Raw genomic sequence first — 20,007 nt, 5'->3', positions numbered from 1 at the left:
AATTACTTTAAAAAATCTAACGATACTTTATTTTCTAAAAGTGTTTCGTTTTCTTTTGCCAAATCGTAGGCACTTTCATCAAATTCCGTCAAAATATCTTTCTTTGCACCTTTAGCAATCAGGTATTTTAAAATCGTATCATCTTTCGCAACCAAAGCAGCTTTGTGAAGCGCGGTCATTCCTTCCTTATTTTCAACATTCAGATTTATGTTCAAACTTTCTAACTGCTTTAACAGGTTAACATCGTTTTTTACAACGGCTAAATGATACAGTGAATTACCTTCGTGCTGCGATGCATCAAAATTAACACCTGCGTTTTTAATAATGGCTAATTTTTCGGCAAAATCATTTTTTTGACCTTCTCTTAAAGGTTGATACGACTGAATTAAATAAGCCGCCAAATTGTTTCCGTCTTTATCAGCCACCTGAACATTTGCTTTTTTATCGATTAAAAGCGAAACCGTCTCCGGCGAACCGTAAGCAATTGCCTGAGCCAATGCCGATGTTCCTTTGGCATTTACCTGATCGATGTTTTTTGTGTTTTTAAGGATCAATTTTACAACACTTTGATCGTTGTTACGAACGGCTTCCATTAAAACAATGTTTCCGTCTTTATCTGCCTGATTTACGTTTGTACCTTTATCGATAAAATAAGTGATGATATCATTTTGATCTTTTTTGCGAACCAGATTATGAAGCACGTTTTCGCCTTTATCGCCGGTAGCATTTGGTTTGATTTTAATATCTTCAACCAAATATTTAAAAGTTTCTAAAGTAACAGCAGACCAACGCGTCCCTTGTGATGCAAAAATTAATGCTTGATTTGTTGGTTTAACACCTTTTTGTGCAAGCGTTTTAAGTAAAGCAACATCGCCCGTTTTTGCAGCGTAATCAAAAGCGGTGCTGCCATTATCATCGGTATCTTTTAACGACAAACCTTTAGTTGTAAAATATTCGGATAGCTTTAAATCTTTATCATAAGCTATATAAAGCAACAATAAATTAGCTCCGTTCTGGAATTTTTGTTTAGGATTATTTCCTGCCTTAAACAACAAATCGTAAACAGCCGTGTTGGTTTGTCCGTTTCCGGCAGCAAAAGAAATCGGGGTTGCACCTTTATCGTCAGTTCTATTAATATCTGATCCTTTTTCTAAAAGATATTTCACTAGTTCGGCATTGCCTTTACTTGCTGCCCAATGTAGATAAATTCTACCATCGTGCGTATTTTTACTGATGCTGTTTCCTGGTTGTTCAATTAGATAGATAATTGTTTCTAATGGAGCGTTATTATTGATGGCGATACTTGCAACATCGTGATTTCCACGATTTGCTTCCGCCGGATTGTTTCCTTTTGATATTTCTGTTTTAACCGATGCCAAATCGGGCGTGCTTTTCCAAAAATCTGAATTTAATAAAGAATTCTGTGCGTTTACAAAAAATCCAGAAAGCAGTAAAGCTGCTATTATATATTTTTTCATTACAATAATTAATAGTTAGTAAAATAAATACGTTGTGCATTTTGAGGAGTCAAAATGCACAACGTGTAAAAATAACAATATTAATAAACACCTATATAATGGTTACCTGCTTTATTTTTTAATTTAGCACCTTTAGTCACCGTACCTGTTTTACTGTTTAAGATGTAAATATTACCATCTTTACCCACCGGTGTTACAGCAATTAAAACTTCGTCGCCATTAACAACAAAACCTTGATATTGACCAAAATCTAAACCAGCCTCGTACGGTAATTCTACTCTTGTAGCTGTTTTTGAATTTAAATCTACACGAGCAACAAAACCTTGCTCTTCTGCCCCTTTATGATTGTACATAACGTAAGCAATACCATCACCAGCATATCTCCATGCATCAACATAAGAACCTGTAACACCTAAAGCACTATCTAAACTGAATACATACGAATTATCATATTGATTGTTTTGACCAATTTTTAAGATATGAGAACCTTTTGTACCGCGCTGTGTAGCTTGATAAATATTACCATCGTTAGCAACAAACGCATTAAAACTGCGATATCCGCTTGTATCACCATCATCAACAGTAGATGTAATTAATGTAGGATTTTTTAACGAAGGATAATCAACTACTAACGATTTTGTTCCTAAACGACCGTTTATAAAACGGTTAGTACCTGTTGCCGGATTTGTTTGACGCATCCACGTACCAACAATTAATTTATTACCTGCTTTATTAAGTACCGGAGAATCTAAACGAAATATATGGTGCCCTGCTAATTCTTCTTGTGCAGTTAAAGGCAATTCATACGTTTCGTATGTTTTTATCGACGTGTTTTCTAAATCTAACGATAAAACGGTTGCTTTACCTCTGTAATATTTAAAAGGTATAGTGTTATCAACAGTACCATTAACAACGTTATTAGCAGTTGGTGCTGTAACATTAACTGCAACACCTGTTTTGTCACCATCGAATAATTTTACCCAACGTGGCGATGTTCCAACATATTGTGAAGCATTCGCTCCCTTTAAATATCCAAAAGCATTACCACCAGCTACATTGTATTTATCTAACTGACCACCATCGACTCCTGTATATTGTATATTAAATAAAAACTTCCCGTCTTCTGAAGATTGTAAACGAGCCGTTCTGCTAGAATGTACGCCAAAACCATTATCGTAAATTGAAACCTCATAATCTGGGTTTTTAGCATTTGTTAATGAAATTGAATATACTACAGTACCACCATTACCATCGCCAGGATTATCGCCCATTTTAGCTCCTGCTAAAGTTATCCAACGATCATCAACCTTAATTGGTTCTTCTGGGTTAACAACTGGTTCTACTGTATCATCTGAACAGCTTCCAAAAAATAACGCTGACGTTATTAAACTTAATGAAACGAAATTTAAAATCCTTTTTTTCATGATTTATAATTTATTAAATGTATAATTGATTTTAAAATAGAAGGCACGACCTGGTTTTTGAACCGCAAAATTGTCAAATGCTTGATTGTTAAAAACATTCTTAGCATCAAAACTTAAAACAAACTGCTTGTTAGGAAAAGTATAGGTTAAACCTAAATCGTGAATAAATTGTTGTGGCGTTTCGGCTTCGTCTAAAAGCGCTTGTTTATTTGATACATTTTGTTGCCAAATGGTATAAAAACTATCAACAAAACCAAAAGCATAATTTAAAAACAATCTACTTTCTTTCTGTATGATATTTTTAAATTGATATTGAATATTGGCGTTTGCTGTAAAAAAAGGCTCGTTTGGTAATTGCTGATTGTAATGATCGTAAATTTTACCATTTGGATCGAACTGCAATTTATATAAAGATCTAAAATGCGATAAATTAACATGAAATGTTAACTTATCATTATAAGCATACATAACTTCAGCTTCAAAACCAATAGCACTAACTTTTCCTAAATTCTCGAAAGGTGCCGATTGTAAAGCTTCGTTTATTTTATTATCTACTTTTCTAACAATTTTATCTTTTACATTGCGAATAAAACCATTCCCTGAAATAGAGAATTTATGGTTATTTATTTTATAATCGCCAAATTTTAAACCTAAGTTAAAATTCTCACTCATTTCTGGTTTTATGCCGGTGTTAGATACCATATTTTCGCTAGGATCGCCAAAAATCTCACCCTCTGATGGCAATCTTAACGCCCGTTCTGCAGAAAACAAAACAACTATAGATGGTGATAATAAGTAAGACGATGCTAAACCATAACCTGTGGTATTGGTAGTATTGGTTCGTTCAACATCAACCTTAATAGCTTGTCCATTAACCATTTGTGCGGTTGGTTGAATTTGCTTAATTTTTTGTTCGTATAACTTTACAAAAGCATTTACTTTCAGTTTTTCATCAAAAGCTTTAAAATCGTATGCAAAAGATGTAATATTCTTTTGTAAGGTGTTTGATGTTGCATAAAGTCTTTGTGCAATTGGTTTTAACTGATCTTCATCGGTTCTATCAACATCGTATACTACATGGTTAATAAACAATTTATGATTATCAATAAACTCATAACTTAACCCCGTACGTAAAGTTTTTATATTTCGGGTAATATTATTTAACGTTGGTGCACCTTGTTGTGCACCACCTGTAGTTCGTAAATCTTCGCCTTTTAAGCCTTTTACAATTTGCCCGTACCAATTGTATCTGTACGAAACGGCATCACTTACTAACTGATCACGTTCACTAATCATTCCATTTACATCAAAATTTAAACCTTGTACAAATAAATTCTTCTTTTGATAGTTTAAAAGTCCAACTTTTGCTTCGCTTTCAGTGTATCTACCTTTATAAGGCACTGTCATATACACACCGTGCTGTATTTGGTTATATGCGTCGGATATATTAAAACCTACAAAGAAATTATCTGCCCATTTAACATCGGTAAAACCAATTTCCGCTCTTAAACCGGTTGATCTATAAGCATCATTAAATCTCCGTGCTTTAACATATTCATAAGTACCATCTGGTAAAATGTTTCTAGCAAACTTTCCCCATATTTTATAATCATTGTCTGATGAATTATGAAAACCCGAAGTTTTAAAGGTTAATCTGTTTTTATCATTGCGAAACATACCACCATAATTAGCTTGAAACGTGTTGAACGATCCATAAGATAATGAGCCGTTAAGCGAGTTTCGAATCCCTTTTTTAAGCACAACATTTATAGCGCCACCCAAAGCATCATCTGATAGATGAATAGGAACTACCCCTTTGTAAACCTCAATACGTTCTATTAAAGCTGGCGGAATACTATTTAAATCGAAAGATGATCCGTAGGTTGATAAAGGTAATCCATCGATAAAAATACGAACCGAATTTCCTGTCATTCCGTTTAAATTATATTCTACCGCAGCACCTAAACCACCGTTTTGACGCACACGCACACCTACCGACCTATCTAATAATTCATTGGTTTGAATATTTCTTAATGCTGCGTCTTTAGTTTCAATAACATTCATAGCAAAACCTTCTTTTTCTAATTTAGATTTTACCGATTCTATGTTTATAACCAAATCATCCAAAACTGATTCATTTTCAGTTAATGAATCAAAGCCTATGTCTACTACCTGATCTTGATCTTCAACCGTAATACTAAATGCTTCTTTGCGAGTATCTCTCTTTAATATTAACTGATATTCACCGTTCGATAAATTTGTAAACTGATACTTTCCTAATTGATCTGACTTGACAGATTTGGTTGTTTGATCTTTAATCAATAAAACTTCAGTGTTTGTAAGAAGTGAGTTGTTTTCGTCATAAATAAATCCCGAAATCTTGTATTGGGCATTTACAAACTGATATAAAAAAAGAAAACTAAGCAATAAATAAGGGCGCATAAGGGCATTTTTGCGATTTCTGTTTGCAAAGTTATTTTTATTTAGACAAAATCCAAATAAAAATAATATATTTTTTTATGATTATTTTAACCTACTATTTCTAATCTAAAAAATACATTTTAGTTTGTATCTTTGCATAAACAACACACAACAATGAAAAATACGCTAATTGCTCCGTCGGTTTTAGCTGCCGATTTTGCAAACTTACAACGCGATGTAGAAATGATTAACAACAGCGCTGCCGATTGGTTTCATATCGATATCATGGACGGTGTTTTTGTACCAAATATATCTTTTGGAATGCCGGTTTTGGCTGCTATTAACAAACACGCAAAAAAAACAATCGATGTACATTTAATGATTGTTGATCCTGACCGATACATTGAAACTTTTAAAAATTTAGGTGCAGATGTTTTAACGGTTCATTACGAAGCATGCACGCATTTGCACAGATCTTTACAAGCTATTAAAGCAGCTGACATGAAAGCAGGTGTTGCTATTAATCCGCACACAAATGTTGCTTTGTTAGAAGATGTAATTAACGACATTGATTTGGTTTGTATTATGAGCGTGAATCCTGGTTTTGGCGGACAATCATTCATTGAAAATACGTATAAAAAAGTTCAGCAGCTTAAAGAAATTATTGTTAGAAACAATGCTACTACTTTAATTGAAATTGATGGTGGTGTTACCGATAAAAACGCTGCAGATTTGGTAAAAGCGGGTGCAGATGTTTTAGTTGCGGGCAGTTTTGTGTTCACGGCACAAGATCCGATTGCAACAATAGAAAACTTAAAAAACATTACTGCTATATAACAAAAAAGACTTCCTATTCGGAAGTCTTTTTTAAATTTAAACGGTAGTTTACACCTAACTGTATCCAACGGCTTGGCATAGGTACAGCAGCAACTTCCTTATACGTACTGTTGAATATATTGGTTGCCTGCGTATAAATTTGAAATGATGGAAACTGATACATCAATCGTAAATCTGATACAAAATAACCATCGTTCAATTCACGTTTTAAATATCGGTTTTGAAACTGCATTCCAAAATCATTTATACTATAGTTAATTCCTACAATTGCCTGTTGTTTTAAACTTTCGATAGTGTATTTTGAAATGATTTCGCTTGCAGAATCTTGTTTTTTCGGACTTAAATATTGATAGCTTAACGAATATCCTAATTTTTGATTCATAGCAATCTGAATATCCTGATTGTATCGAACATTCAACCCGCGCATTACCTGATCTCCTAAATTCTGTGGTTGGTACGGAACATCGGTAGAAATTCTTGTCCAATCAATAAAATCAGAAATATTACGTTCAAAAACACTCGCAGCAAATCGCTTGTTTTGTTTGGTATAATTTACTCCAACTTCGTACTGCCAAGCTGCTTCGGGTTTTAAATCAGGATTTCCAATGTTTCCTGGTCTTTGATTTACATACAAATCGGTAAACGACGGAATACGCTGACTACTGCCAATACTCGCCTGAACTTTCCAATCATTATTCAACAGATAAGCCACATCGGCACCCGGATACCATTGAAAACCGTAATCGGTATTATAATTCCAGTAAGCACCAACATTCACGAGTAATTTCTCGAAAAAAGTATTTTTATATTCTGCAAACCAACCATGATTTTTACGGTCGTGTTCGCCAAGGTTAGAACTGTTAATATCTTCCAAACGCATTTCGTATCCCACACCAAAATCTCCGACCGTTGATGTATAAACTCCGTTCAATTCAAACATAAACGCATTGGAATAATGTAACGAACGCGCTCTGCTTAAATCGTTGCGGTAAAAACGGTAATCATCTTCGTTGTAACGGTTGCTAATGCGTGGTTTAATGGTTAAGTTATCTGTAATTCGGTGGTTACTGCCAACACTTAACATTAAAGTTTGTACAATTTCGTACGATTCCTTATCATGCGGAGCCGCATAATATCCGTTAGCACCAAATTCGTTATCCAAATAGCCACCCATCCAGTTTACCGAATTATTATCATTCAAGGCAACATTTCCCTGATACATGGTTTTCAAGTTTTTTGCCGCTGTATTGTAACGTTGCCCGTTGGTTTCTTCTTTACCAATGCTTACCAAATGATTCACTTTTCCGGTATTGATACCTGCCGTTGCCTGCAAACCGCCACCTGCATACATTCCGTTACCATCGCCAGCATCTTTATCTTTAAACGAACTTCCGCCGTACGCGTGCAGTTGCAAAAAGTCGTTAGTCTGCGTTTTTGTAACAATATTTATAGCACCGGTTAAAGCGTTGATTCCGTAAATACGTGCAGCCGGACCTTTTAAAACTTCGATTCGTTCAATAGCTTCCAAAGGAATGGGCAGGTTCATAGAGTGATGCGCCGTTTGTGCATCGCCCATTTTAACACCGTTCCACAATACCATAGTTTGCTCGAACGATCCACCGTCGATACTGATATCTGCCTGCGAACCAAACGGACCACGTTGACGAATATCAACTCCGCTTACATAAGTCAGTACTTCATTTATCGATGAAACCGGCAGTTTTTTGATATCTTCTTTTGTTATAACCTGAATATTTCTTGTTGATTGTTGAAAAGGTATCTGCATGCGGTTTTCGTGAATGATCAACTCATCCAATTCAGCTATTGAATCATTTGTAACCTGCGCTTTTCCCACAAAAGGAACAACAAGCAAAGCCAACAAAACGTATTTATTCTTCATTTTAAAATTTATTTTTTAATAAAACAGTGCAAAAGTCGTAACTTACCGGACGATTTAAATAGTCCGCTTTTAAAACAATGAATAGTCCGGCTGAAGATATCTTGCAAAATATTATCACGATTGATAAAAACAACACCGCAGCAGTTTATGTACAAATTGCGCAGCACATTATTAATGCGGTTCAGCGCGGCTATTTTTCGGTAGGAACCTTATTACCCGGGACTCGCAGTTTAAGCAATTTGCTTAAGATCCACCGAAATACGGCAGTTGCTGTTTACGATGAGCTGGCTTCGCAAGGTTGGGTAGAAATTGTTCCGAATAAAGGTACTTTTGTTTTAAATCCGATCAGACAAAAACCGATTGTTGGCAATTTTAATGAACTGAAAAACGAAGAATATCCAACCAAAACCGGTTTTCATTTTTACGAAAGTGCACATTTGGCATCGCCTTATGAAAAAGTTGAAACCATTTATACCTTTAACGACGGACAAACCGATATTCGCCTGCATACCGACAAACAATACAATCGTTGGTACAATGCGGTTTTAAAGCGTACATCGGTCATAAAAAAATGGAATACTTTTTTGTTTGATCAATCATCGTTTTTAAGCACGCAATTGTGCAATTATTTAAATGCGACGCGCAACTTACACATTGCACCAAAAAACCTGCTAACCACTCGCAGCACCGAAATGAATTTGTATTTGGTAGCGCAACTGTTGTTAAAACCAAATGATGTTGTTTTGGTGGGGAATGTAAGTAATTTTGCTGCCAACATGATTTTTCATCAGGCAAAAGCAAACATAAAAACCATCCCTATTGATGAAAACGGATTAGATGTTTCGTTCATTAAAAAAAACTTCACAAAAAACAGTATCCGCTGTGTGTATTGCACGCCGCAACGCCACTACCCTACTACGAACAGTTTAAGTGCGCAACGCAGATTACAGTTGATGCAATTAGCTAAAGAATATGGTTTCGCCATTATTGAAGACGATTTCGATTTCGATTTTCAGTTTGATGCCACGCCCATGCCCCCAATGGCAAGCGCCGATACCAACGGACTGATTATTTATCTGGGAAAAGTTGGTCAGGCGTTGTTTCCTGCTTTTGAAACCGGTTTTATCGTGGCGCCCGAAAATTTAATTACCGAAGTTAAAAATTATTACCGAATGATTGATCCGCAGGGCGATTTAATCAAAGAGCAGATTTTGGCAGAAGTAATTCACGAAGGCGAAATGCATCGGCAGGTTAAAAAGAAAATCTTACTGTACAAAGCTCGGCGCGATACCATGTGCGAAGCTTTAAAAAATACGTTTGGCGATTTAATTACTTTTAACAAACCTAACGGTGGTCTGGCTCTGTTTATTCAATTCAACAAGCCTATTTCTTTGGTAAAACTGTCAGATCAAGTTTCAAAATACAATGTTACGTTGCCAAAACACTTGCTGTATCAAACCAAAAACATGTGCGGAATTCGTTTGGGATTTGGTCATTTGAATCTGGAAGAAATCAATCATACCATTCAAATGCTTAAAAAAGCTTATGATGATTTAACTGTAAAATAACTGAAGATTTATTATATTTATAAGTCAATCGAAAATATAAAAACACTCATGAAACGTATTTTTATACTGTTTTTTATCGTTCTAAATTTAAAAGCCGTTGCGCAGGATATTGCTATTTATGATCCTTCAAAAGATACCGTTCGTATTTTTACAGAAATTGCCATGGAGGTTTTTAAAACCAATAAATATCTTGATTTTAAAGGATACGATTCGTTGAAACTTTATAAAGACGACATTCTTTTTAAAACTATCAATTTGAACACATATTTTGATCGACCTAAAAACTGGACAAGGATAGAAAGTGAGTCCATTAAAGATTATTATAGGAAGAAAGACGGGTTTTACGAAAGAAATTATAGCTACACAGAAACAGACAGTACACTTACCGAAACCTACGATTATTACGGCGTAATGGAACATTTAATAAAAAAGAAAACGGTTTACAACAAAGCCCTTTTTGTAATTTATGAAGAAAATCAGTGGTTTGATAAAAATTTAAATCTGATTAAAACCGACAAAACATACAACTACTTTTTAAGCAACAATCAATTATACAAAATTGCCAAATACAATGAATTACCTGTAGAAGAAGAAGGTAAATTTCCTCCCCAAGAAAATGATTTGTATATAATGCACAACAAAAACGCAGTTCATATTCAAGGGAATTTTGGCAGGATTCGAGCCGAATTTCTTCCTGCAAAAAAATCCGTCAAATAAAAATCAAGGTAAAATACATCGATAAAAAATTAGTATCTTTAAAATAACTAATTAAAATTGATATGGGTTTATATGAACAAATTGCAGAAGAAGGACTGCGTTTAGCGTCAGAAATGGGCATTTTCGGGCGAAACAATTCCACAAATTTTACGTTCGATCATTTTCAGAACCAGCTAAAACAAGTAAAAGACTTTGAAGTGGTAAGTTTTGAAGAAGTTGGTGTCGATACGGAAAATCCTTCCTTAAAAAAACAATTCCTTTTAAACATTATCTACAAGCAACTGCCGTACGACATTAATTTGTTTGTGGTTGAAAGCAATGTTTTAGATCTGGACAATTACGCCCGCATTAACTATATCGATGAAAATGATGTGCAGCTAGCAAAATCCGAATCGTTTTATTTGGAATCTTCTATGTATTTTTCCACAAATATTTTAGAAAGTTTTCATTTACAGCTAAAAGTGCTAACAGCATTAATTCCTAACCCAACCGTTTTGGTCGATTTTATGCCGGCACGTTTACTTTCTGGTCAGTGGGCTGTGTTTTCGTCAAAATTGATCACACCGCCGTCGCCACATTACATTTACACCATTCACGGAGTTTTTGACGAAGTTGATGGCGAAAAAGTTTATTGGTTACACACGCATGGTTTGCATCGTTGTGGATCGGTTGAACTGGAAATGATCGATATTAAAAACGGCGTGAACGAACTAAACGGACTGTTAGATGCCATGGTTACTAAATTTATTTATGAACCGGCAAACGAAAACGATCCTTTTAACATTGGATATATTGGTTACGATTTAAATTTCACTTGGGTTCGTTGGGAAGAAATGGTTGGGCAATATCCTGCCGAAATTCCGGGCGGTTTGCAAGAACGATCTCCGGAAGAAGAAAATTATGGCCCGTCGGGAATCGTGTTTTTAATTGAAAATGACGAACTTTATCCGCCGGATGTATTGGCAGAAGATTTAAAAGAAAATCCGGTATATTTTATTAAGAACGAAGAAACCGAACGTATGTCTGCATTGGCTTACGAACAGTATCATTATTACAAAAAAGTTTTTAAGCAATACAACGGCGAGGAAAACTGGCGTTTTCTTGTAAAATTAGGATTACCTATTGATGAAGGCGAAGGCAACGAACATTTGTGGTTTGATGTGACCGATATTAATGACGACGATACAATGAATGTAATTTTACTGAATCAGCCGTATCAGATTGAAAAATACAACCAGAACGATGCGTTGGTTTTACCGATTGGACATCTTACAGACTGGCTGATTTACGGACCTGAAAAGAATTATACACCCGACAGTATTTACGAATTATTCACGTAATACTTTCAAAAACAATAAAAAAATGGAACTTACAGTAATTAAACAAGGCGACTTTAAAGTAGATAAACGTAAAAATTTTGAATATTTAAAGCCGAATGACGAAAGCACAAACATTAAACTTGCCATTCAGCCTTTTTTAATTACTCTTGGTTCTGATACCATTCTGCTTGATCTTGGCTTGGGATTTTTAGAAGATAACCAACCTGTTATTTTAAAACGATTGAAAGATCAAAATATAAATCCGAACAACATTACAAAAATTCTGCTTTCACACCTGCATAAAGATCATGCCGATGGTTTGGGATATTTTAAAGAAAACGAATTTGTTCAGAATTTTTCCGATGTAGCAATTTACATTCAAAAACGCGAATACGATTTTGCCTTGCAACAAACCGAAAATCCTTCGTACAATATTCCGTTGTTAAATGAATTACAAAATCTATCAAACATTGTTTGGTTGCATGATGATGAAGGAGAAATAACACCCGAAATTACTTTTAAGGTAACGGCTGGGCATTCTAAATTTCATCAGGTTTTTTGGATAAAAGAAAATACTTCCACAATTTTTTACGGAGCAGATGATTTGCCTACAACCGGTTATTTAAAAAGATCTATTGCCTACAAAACAGATTACGACGGGCACAAAGCCATGGAATTTCGCAAAATTTGGAAAGAACAGGCTGAAGCTGAAAATTGGCAGGTTTTATTTTATCACGATTTAAAAAATCCGATAGTACAGTTTTAATTAGCAAGCACTTTTTGCGCCTGAACTACGTGTCTTTTGTTGTGATAAATTAAAAATTTAAACGTATCGCCCAACTTCAATTTTATAAATGTAGTTATGCTGATGCTTGTTTTAACTTTATTAAGATTCACGTTTCTACTTGCATTTAACAAATCTAACAACTGCTTTTGCTGATTTATAAAAATCATAACCGTATTTTTAGACAAACTGCTGTGAATTGGATTCATAGATTTAAACGCCTTCATTTTATTCAGATTTTCTTTTGGTAGCATACTTTGCGCAAAATAATTCCCCAACCAACCACTTTTAAATTCTGTTGTAGCTTTGGTAGTTGATGTTTCAATGCGATTTTTAATTTCGAGCAGATAAAAATTTCCGTACAAATTCAAATGCTCCAAACATTCTAAAACGCTCCAGCTTTCGTTGGTCATTCTTTTGTTTAATTCTGCATCGGTTTTTAATAGCAAACCTTCGGCAAACGCTAAATGCTCTTTTGTAAGTTCAACTAATTCGTTTAGTAGGTTTTCGGTTGAAATTGTCATTGTTCTAATTTTAAGCAAATATCCAACTTTGTAAATCATTAAAAATTGATCAAAATCAAGATTTTTTCAAACGCGACAATGTTTCAGGTTTCATTCGTAAATAGCTTGCAATGTGTTTGTTGGGAATTTCCTGAAAAAGCTGCGGACTTCTCTTTAAAGCGCGTTGGTATCGTTCTTTGGGCGATGTGATCAACAGATCTTTTTCGCGTTCCATCTGCTGTAAAACCATGTCTTCTAAAATAGTAATCCACAACTTTAAATAACCGGGATCTGAATTTAAAAATGCCATAAAATCTGCTTTAGAAATAATTTTCACAGTCGTTTTTTTAATTGCCTGAATGTAGAAATCAGAAGGTTTTTCAGACAAAAAAGAATCTAACGAAGCGATAATATTGTTTTGATATCCAAATCGTATAATCTGCTCTTCGTCATCGTTAACAACATAAATTTTCAGGCTTCCTTCCTTAATAAAATAAATATCGGTATCAATTGCTCCACTTGTCGATAAATATTCGTTTCTATCTAAACGAAGCTCTTTAGTAAACAAATTATTTGCTTCGAATAAATTATAAAGGTCGGTAACTTTCATGTTCTAGATTTGTAAATTAAAAGTACTTAAAACCATACAATTATAAAAATTTATTAAATTTATAGATACTTTTAAATGAATGAGCTATGGAAACGAACACCTTTATTGTTAACGAAGAAAATTTGTCTGTTACAATAAACAGAACATTTAAGGCTCCCCTAGAAAAAGTTTGGGACGCTTTTACAAATCACGAAACTTTAGACAAATGGTGGGCGCCAAAGCCTTGGAAATGCAGAAGTAAACGTCAAAATTTCACAAACGGCGGCGAATGGCTGTATGCAATGGTTGGTCCGGAAAACGAAGAACACTGGGCAATAACTACGTATAAAAATATTTCAGAGAACAATAGTTTTGGACTTACCGATGCTTTTTGTGATGAAAACGGAGTGATTAATTCTGATTTGCCAACATCGGAATGGAAGCTGGATTTTACCGAACACAATAATTCAACCCAGCTTAAAATTGTAGTGAAACAGATATCTTTAGAAGATCTAAAAAAACTGATTAATATGGGCTTTAAAGAAGGTTTTGAAGCAACTTTGGAAAGTTTAAGGGTTTTGTTGGAAGAAAGATAAACTTGAATCATGAAAAGAATACATCTTTTTGAGTTTGAAAATCAAACATGGTTTCCATCTTTTTTAAGAAATTACGTAACCGATTTTCTTCAGTTTTTATCGAACAAAGCCAAAGTATATGAGTCTGTTATTCCGGAAATCAATCAGGCATTAAAACAGACAAATTCTACAAAAATCATTGATTTGGGTTCAGGAAGCGGTGGCGGATTATTGTGGTTGGCAACCGAACTTAAAAAAGAAAACAGTGATTTAAAAATAGTCTTAACCGACTTATATCCTAACGAAACTGCTTTTAATAACGCTGCAAAATCGTTGCTTTATTTCACGTATAACAACCAACCAGTAAATGCAACAAACGTTCCCGAAACACTGAAAGGTTTTAGAACTATGTTTTTATCGTTCCACCATTTTAAACCAGAACAAGGAATAGAAATATTGCAAAACGCGGTAAACAGCAACCAGCCAATTAGTATTTTCGAAATTCAAGAGCGATCAATTCCAAGCATCATTGCCATGTTGTTATCGCCTATCAGTGTTTTACTCACAACACCATTTATAAAACCGTTTAGTTTGCTTCGATTGCTTTTTACGTACATCATTCCAATTATTCCGATCATTGTTTTATGGGACGGAGTGGTGTCAAGCCTTCGAACTTATTCTGTTGATGAAATGCAACAACTTATAAAATCAGTTGAAAACAATGAGAATTTCCATTGGCAGATCGAAAAAAAGAAAGCTAAAATGGGATTTGTAATTTATACCATTGGTATTCCTAAAAAATAAAACTCGCTTTTATAGCGAGTTTTTTATTCAAATATTACCAACTCATCATTAGGTAAATCGTATTCGTACAAAATATTATTTTCAGCATCGTAAAAAAGCCATTGAGCTTTGGTAATTCTGCCTTCTGTTACCGTTCCAATTCCTAAAACGGTGTACTCCTTTTCGTCTCTCCGTTGCTGTTCAACTGAATATTCTAATCTGTTTTTATTAGCAATGATATTTTTAAGTAGTTCGTTTTTAGAATTTGCAACGTAATATTCCACTTTCAGATAAAGTTCCTCTAAATACTTTTGACTATAATTAAATTCACCGCTGTAATTGTAATAAATTTCTTTTCCGTAATTCTTTCGAAAATCAGAAACCTCTTTGCTTACATCGGCAGAATCAGCAGCTGTTTTTTTGTTTTTATCCGATATTGATGAACAACAGCTGGAAAGCAACACTAAAACAAAAAGAAAAATACTATTTTTCATATCATTAAATCTTTAGCAATCCGCGAAAACCTCGTGCTGCATAGTACGATGATGCGCCGTTGTGATAAAAAAACACGGTATCATATCTAAAATCGCCGAACAAAGCACCATCTAAATCTCGAATTTTCTTCGGAGTTTCAATCCAACTCGATGTTTTATTATCAAAAGCTTCTAAAGATTGCAAAGCGCGATATTCTTCTTCGTTCAACAACTTAATTCCGATTTCATTCGCTGCATCAATAGCACTGTTCGCAGGTTTATGCTCTTTTCTCGCATCTAAAGCCGGTCGATCGTAACAAAAACTGCGACGACCTTTCGGGCTTTCGATAGCACAATCACAAAAAATAAGTTCGTTCGATTTTTCATCAAAAACAACCACATCAGGTTCGCCTCCGGTTTCTTCCATCTTAAATAACACATCAATTTTCGAAGGATTTTCCTCTAATTTCGACTGAACATCTTTCCAATCGATATTTTTATGACGGTGCATATTCTTTGCAAAACGCTTTTTTAATGTATCTAATAAACTTGACTGTTCTTCTGGTGATAATTTACTTTTCATAGTTTTATTTTTGCCGATTGTATGAAATCCTTTTTATTTTGATAACGAATTAAAAAAATAAACCTAAAGATAAATTTATATTTTTACATTTGAAAAATTTTAAATAGATATGGCATCAGGTTTTTTTGCAATTTTAGACGACATCGCAGCTTTAATGGACGATGTTGCGGTTACAAGTAAAATTGCGACGCAAAAAACAGCTGGAATTTTAGGTGACGACCTTGCTGTGAATGCTGAAAAAGCAACAGGTTTTCTTTCATCGAGAGAAATTCCCGTATTAATGAAAATCATGAAAGGTTCGTTCATCAACAAACTTATCATTGTTCCTTTCGTTTTCTTGTTAGAATGGCTGTATTCGCCGGCAATCACTATTATTTTAATTATCGGTGGATTTTATCTGGCTTACGAAGGTGTAGAAAAAATTGTGGAGTTTTTATTTCACAGAGAAAAAAAGGGCGTTGAAGTTATTGAGGAAGCTACGGAAGTTAACGAAGACGGCGAGGCTGTAGAAAAAGCCAAGATTAAATCGGCTGTTACAACCGACTTTATTCTATCATTAGAAATTGTGATTATTGCGCTTGCTGCTGCTAAAACGAGTTACGAAGCGTTAAAATCGCAGTTTAATCCGCTTTTGGTTGAAATTGTTACGGTTTCTATAGTAGCGATTATTGCAACGGTTGGTGTTTACGGAATTGTAGCGTTAATTGTTCGTATGGACGATGCGGGTTACAAACTGATAAAAAAATCGAAAAATGAAAAGGGAATTTTAGCTACGGTTGGAAACTTATTGATTAAAGCGCTTCCGTTGGTAATTAAAGCTTTAGCAGTTATTGGAACGTTGGCTTTACTATTGGTTTCGGGTGGTATTTTTGATCATAACATAGCGTATCTACATCATTTGTTACCAAATGTACCTGAAATGCCAAAGCAATTCTTGTACGGTATTGTTGCCGGCTTAATTGTAGTTTTACTGGTTACAGCTTATAAAAAGATATTTACTAAAAAAGTAAGTCATTAAAAATATAAGAGGATCATTTTGATCCTCTTTTTATTTGGTTGCCGTTAAAGAATAAACCATTGGAATATTGTTTCCCAAATGCTCAATTCTAAACTTATTGGGTTCAAATTCTATTGTCTTTTCAAAGCAGTTGTAAGGCGAATAATCGTATTCGTTAAACGAATTTATCTGTAATCCTTGTTTTAACAAACTACTTAAAACTTCGCTTAAACTGTGATTCCACGTAATAAATTGCTGCTTTAAATCGGTTGTTGCTTCAGTGTAACTTCCTTCCAATGTTTCAATAGCCTCACTTTTAAAATAATTGTATTCGATCTTTTCAAAAGCATCATCGAACATCCAAACCACCGGATGAAATTCAGCAAACACAAACTTTCCTCCAGGTTTCAAGAATCTCGAAACTACAGCTGCCCATTTGTCTAAATCGGGTAACCAACCAATAGTTCCGTAACTTGTAAAAACAATGTCGAACGTTTTGTTTAAATGATTAGGTAAATCATATAAATCACAACAAAAAAATTCGGCATCGGCGTTTAACTTTTCTGTCAATTCCTTCGCGATTTTTATCGCTTTGTCAGATAAATCAATCCCTGTAACTTTTGCTCCCATTCTGCTTAACGACAACGTATCCTGACCAAAATGGCATTGCAAATGCAAGATCGACTTTTCGCTAACATCGCCTAACAATTCTAATTCAATCGAGTTTAATGATGATTTTCCTTTCATAAATCCATCCAAATCATAGAAATCAGATTTTATGTGAACATCGGTTCTATTGTTCCATGATTCCTTGTTTATCTCGATATAATTTTCTTCTTTCTTCATATTTAATAATATTCGTAATATCTAAACACAACCGATTTTGGAAACCGACTGTGTTCTTTTTCATAAAAATAAATAACGGTGGCGTTGTTAAAAACATCAACCGATTTAATTACACGCACATCGTCTTTAACTGTTGTAACATCTTTTTCTGTTGAAGTTACTTTATATACGATCTTTTCCAACTGATTTTCGTTGTTGTAATGATATAATGCCTTTTCTTCACTTTCAAAATTCAAAGCCTTAAAATTAACTTTATCAATCGTAAAATCTGGGTTAAGAATGATAAATCTACTGGTTGAATCTTTCTCGCTTAAAGGTTTAATTTCATATTTCAACGGATCGATCCAAACAAACTTATAATTCATGTAGATTTCTGCTGCATCGTTTACTTTACTTGACTCTTTGTATGAAATATTTTTGCCAGATCCTGAAAAAACCGCTTTACTTTTATACAGATAATTCGGCATATCATAAAATCTGTGGTAAGTGGTTATATCGCCGTTCTTAGTAAAATTCATAGTGCTTTTTCCAAAATAATTTAAGGTGTCGCTTGGCACATTATAATGCACAACATTCACCATATAAGCCGTTACCTTCTTAACCGGGCCGTTATAACCATATTCTTTTTTTTGATTGTACGCATTTTGACCATTCATAATGAAAGGCAGAACAATTACAACAACCAAAATTACTTGTTTAATAAAATTCATTTTTACTTCGTACTTTTTATTTTGATCTTTTTAAGATCTGCCAACCACTTTATTTCGTTTTGTTGTAATTCTTCTGGCTTCGGCACATAATCTTTATTCGGAATATACCAAGGCATTTTTTCGTAATAACTCTTTAAAACCGCATTGCTAAATATATAACCTCTTCGCGCATACGGCAAATTCTGAAGCACTTTTAAAGCATTTTCATTTGTCGCTTCTTCAAAATACGGATCCGAATCAGTAGTCAAAGGCAAATACATATCCAAACTAAAAGGTTCTTGATAGGTTAGATAACGTGGATTGAACAAAAATAATTCTCCTTTAGGATGAAAATTTTTCTTCTTGAACTGAACAATGCCCTTCTGAACAAAAAAAGCAGCAGCATTTTGCCCGTTAGAATGACGGTATTCTTTCATGAAACCATCAACTTTTTCTCCGATACCATTTACAGTCCACTCATCAACCGACTTAAAAAAAGTAGGATTTATGTAAAAATCCTGATAATCACCCATATCAATAGTAAGCGTAAAATCGTCAATTTTATTGTTTGCCCAACGGTTTGCAGCAGTTAAAATATATTCAAAATTGTACAGATAATCTACCGAACCAGACAAACGGAACTTGTAAGTATGCACCAAGCGGTTTTCGCCTGGTTGAAACGTTGCATTGAAATGATATACATAGTAAAATTCGGCATAATCGAACTCTTTAATGGTGTTTTCGATATCCTTGAGGGAAAGTTCTTTTTTTGCATCTTCGGTTGATACATACGAAATTTCGTACGGAAGTATCTTTTGATTTAAGTTCACAATGAAATCGTTCATATAAGGATGCTGACCATTCTTTGGATAGAAATCTGCATCACCAGACGGAGAGAAAGCTTCAAACCCCACCAAGATTGTTTTGGATGTCTTTTCAGGATTGAAAAAAGTATAATCAACAGTTACTTCTAAAAAATCATTCTGAACACGTTTTAGAGATAAAATTTCCTTACGAACCTGAACACTCGATTCTTTTATAGGAACCAATTGATTTCCGCTCATAAAATAAGCACCATCATTAGCAAAAAGAATATTTGATTGTAATAGTATAAGAAGTGTGAACAAAAAACCTTTCATAAGCCGTTTAATTTAAAAAGAAAGGTACGGATAAAAGTTGAATTTTTTGATGAATGTTTGATGTTTGGTGTTGGTTTGAAGTGAGAATTGAGATACAGATGTTATATTTCGGCGCATTAAGATCAATTGCGTCGGGCTTTAGCCCGATGTAACGGATAATGTAGAGTTGGCTTCAGCTAAATTTTTGCTGTATTTTGTATATTATAAAATTTTATGCTTAAAAAATCCGTATTAATCCTTGCAATCTGTGGTTATTATAAAACAAGAAACCCCGATCTTTTCAGATCGGGGTTTATAAAAAAAGGCGGCGACATACTCTCCCACATTAAGATGCAGTACCATCTGCGCAATCGGGCTTAACTTCTCTGTTCGGAATGGGAAG

19 protein-coding genes and 1 rRNA gene are annotated in these 20,007 nt (G+C 34.3%); 8 read left to right on the top strand and 12 right to left on the bottom strand.

The window, feature by feature from the left end; all coding sequences use genetic code 11:
- Positions 1-2: 2 nt before the first annotated feature.
- The 3 genes from F0460_RS00100 to F0460_RS00090 form a co-directional block, all read right to left on the bottom strand.
- The gene (locus tag F0460_RS00100) at positions 3-1,478 is read right to left on the bottom strand and encodes an ankyrin repeat domain-containing protein (RefSeq protein ID WP_150009290.1); all 1,476 of its coding nucleotides are present in this window, start codon (positions 1,476-1,478) and stop codon (positions 3-5) included.
- 80 nt (positions 1,479-1,558) lie between these two features.
- Positions 1,559-2,902 carry a hypothetical protein gene (locus F0460_RS00095; RefSeq protein WP_150009289.1) on the bottom strand — a complete coding sequence of 448 codons (1,344 nt, stop codon included), beginning with the start codon at positions 2,900-2,902 and terminating at the stop codon, positions 1,559-1,561.
- A 3-nt stretch (positions 2,903-2,905) separates the two neighbouring features.
- Positions 2,906-5,344: a TonB-dependent receptor gene (locus F0460_RS00090; RefSeq protein WP_150009288.1), complete on the bottom strand. Its 2,439-nt coding sequence runs from the start codon at positions 5,342-5,344 to the stop codon at positions 2,906-2,908.
- A gap of 153 nt (positions 5,345-5,497) precedes the next feature.
- Between F0460_RS00090 and rpe the strand changes: the two genes are divergently transcribed.
- Positions 5,498-6,160 carry a ribulose-phosphate 3-epimerase gene (rpe, locus tag F0460_RS00085; protein WP_150009287.1) on the top strand — a complete coding sequence of 221 codons (663 nt, stop codon included), beginning with the start codon at positions 5,498-5,500 and terminating at the stop codon, positions 6,158-6,160.
- Positions 6,161-6,173: 13 nt separating this feature from the next.
- Here rpe and F0460_RS00080 read toward each other — a convergent pair whose 3' ends face one another.
- Positions 6,174-8,060, bottom strand: a complete 1,887-nt coding sequence (locus F0460_RS00080) for a TonB-dependent receptor plug domain-containing protein (RefSeq protein WP_150009286.1) — start codon at positions 8,058-8,060, stop codon at positions 6,174-6,176.
- Between the two features lie 77 nt (positions 8,061-8,137).
- Between F0460_RS00080 and F0460_RS00075 the strand changes: the two genes are divergently transcribed.
- The 4 genes from F0460_RS00075 (at position 8,138) to F0460_RS00060 (ending at position 12,430) form a co-directional block, all read left to right on the top strand.
- Complete coding sequence (locus F0460_RS00075; protein ID WP_150009285.1) at positions 8,138-9,628, top strand: aminotransferase-like domain-containing protein; 1,491 nt, start codon at positions 8,138-8,140, stop codon at positions 9,626-9,628.
- A 48-nt stretch (positions 9,629-9,676) separates the two neighbouring features.
- Positions 9,677-10,345, top strand: coding sequence for a hypothetical protein (locus F0460_RS00070; protein WP_150009284.1), 669 nt, complete (start codon positions 9,677-9,679; stop codon positions 10,343-10,345).
- Between the two features lie 62 nt (positions 10,346-10,407).
- On the top strand, positions 10,408-11,685 hold the full coding sequence (locus F0460_RS00065; RefSeq protein ID WP_150009283.1) for a DUF4026 domain-containing protein: 1,278 nt from the start codon (positions 10,408-10,410) through the stop codon (positions 11,683-11,685).
- Positions 11,686-11,707: 22 nt separating this feature from the next.
- Positions 11,708-12,430, top strand: a complete 723-nt coding sequence (locus tag F0460_RS00060) for an MBL fold metallo-hydrolase (RefSeq protein ID WP_150009282.1) — start codon at positions 11,708-11,710, stop codon at positions 12,428-12,430.
- Here F0460_RS00060 and F0460_RS00055 read toward each other — a convergent pair.
- Positions 12,427-12,972, bottom strand: coding sequence for a DinB family protein (locus F0460_RS00055; protein ID WP_150009281.1), 546 nt, complete (start codon positions 12,970-12,972; stop codon positions 12,427-12,429). The genes F0460_RS00060 and F0460_RS00055 overlap by 4 nt on opposite strands.
- A gap of 55 nt (positions 12,973-13,027) precedes the next feature.
- The gene (locus F0460_RS00050; protein WP_150009280.1) at positions 13,028-13,561 is read right to left on the bottom strand and encodes a Crp/Fnr family transcriptional regulator; all 534 of its coding nucleotides are present in this window, start codon (positions 13,559-13,561) and stop codon (positions 13,028-13,030) included.
- Positions 13,562-13,647: 86 nt separating this feature from the next.
- On the opposite strand from F0460_RS00050, the gene F0460_RS00045 reads away from it, so the two are divergent.
- Entirely contained in the window at positions 13,648-14,136 is a 489-nt protein-coding gene (locus tag F0460_RS00045; protein ID WP_150009279.1) for an SRPBCC family protein, read from the top strand.
- A 9-nt stretch (positions 14,137-14,145) separates the two neighbouring features.
- Entirely contained in the window at positions 14,146-14,919 is a 774-nt protein-coding gene (locus F0460_RS00040; protein ID WP_150009278.1) for a hypothetical protein, read from the top strand.
- 23 nt (positions 14,920-14,942) lie between these two features.
- On the opposite strand, the gene F0460_RS00035 is transcribed toward F0460_RS00040, so the two are convergent.
- Positions 14,943-15,392: a hypothetical protein gene (locus F0460_RS00035; protein WP_150009277.1), complete on the bottom strand. Its 450-nt coding sequence runs from the start codon at positions 15,390-15,392 to the stop codon at positions 14,943-14,945.
- Between the two features lie 4 nt (positions 15,393-15,396).
- Positions 15,397-15,954: a DUF4256 domain-containing protein gene (locus F0460_RS00030; RefSeq protein ID WP_150009276.1), complete on the bottom strand. Its 558-nt coding sequence runs from the start codon at positions 15,952-15,954 to the stop codon at positions 15,397-15,399.
- 109 nt (positions 15,955-16,063) lie between these two features.
- On the opposite strand from F0460_RS00030, the gene F0460_RS00025 reads away from it, so the two are divergent.
- On the top strand, positions 16,064-16,972 hold the full coding sequence (locus F0460_RS00025; protein WP_150009275.1) for a DUF808 family protein: 909 nt from the start codon (positions 16,064-16,066) through the stop codon (positions 16,970-16,972).
- 30 nt (positions 16,973-17,002) lie between these two features.
- On the opposite strand, the gene F0460_RS00020 is transcribed toward F0460_RS00025, so the two are convergent.
- From F0460_RS00020 to rrf, 4 genes are all read right to left on the bottom strand, one after another.
- The gene (locus tag F0460_RS00020; protein ID WP_150009274.1) at positions 17,003-17,797 is read right to left on the bottom strand and encodes a class I SAM-dependent methyltransferase; all 795 of its coding nucleotides are present in this window, start codon (positions 17,795-17,797) and stop codon (positions 17,003-17,005) included.
- A gap of 2 nt (positions 17,798-17,799) precedes the next feature.
- Positions 17,800-18,507 (bottom strand): hypothetical protein, encoded by a 708-nt coding sequence (locus tag F0460_RS00015; protein WP_150009273.1) that lies wholly within the window; start codon positions 18,505-18,507, stop codon positions 17,800-17,802.
- A gap of 2 nt (positions 18,508-18,509) precedes the next feature.
- Positions 18,510-19,625: a YARHG domain-containing protein gene (locus tag F0460_RS00010; protein WP_150009272.1), complete on the bottom strand. Its 1,116-nt coding sequence runs from the start codon at positions 19,623-19,625 to the stop codon at positions 18,510-18,512.
- Positions 19,626-19,924: 299 nt separating this feature from the next.
- Positions 19,925-20,007, bottom strand: a 5S ribosomal RNA gene (gene rrf, locus F0460_RS00005); the annotation flags it as partial.

Origin of the sequence: Paenimyroides baculatum (genome assembly GCF_008629655.1) — a bacterium.
In the GTDB taxonomy this organism is placed as follows: domain Bacteria; phylum Bacteroidota; class Bacteroidia; order Flavobacteriales; family Flavobacteriaceae; genus Flavobacterium; species Flavobacterium baculatum.
Note: the sequence above shows the minus strand (reverse complement) of the source record. Positions and strands in the feature narration are given on the sequence as shown.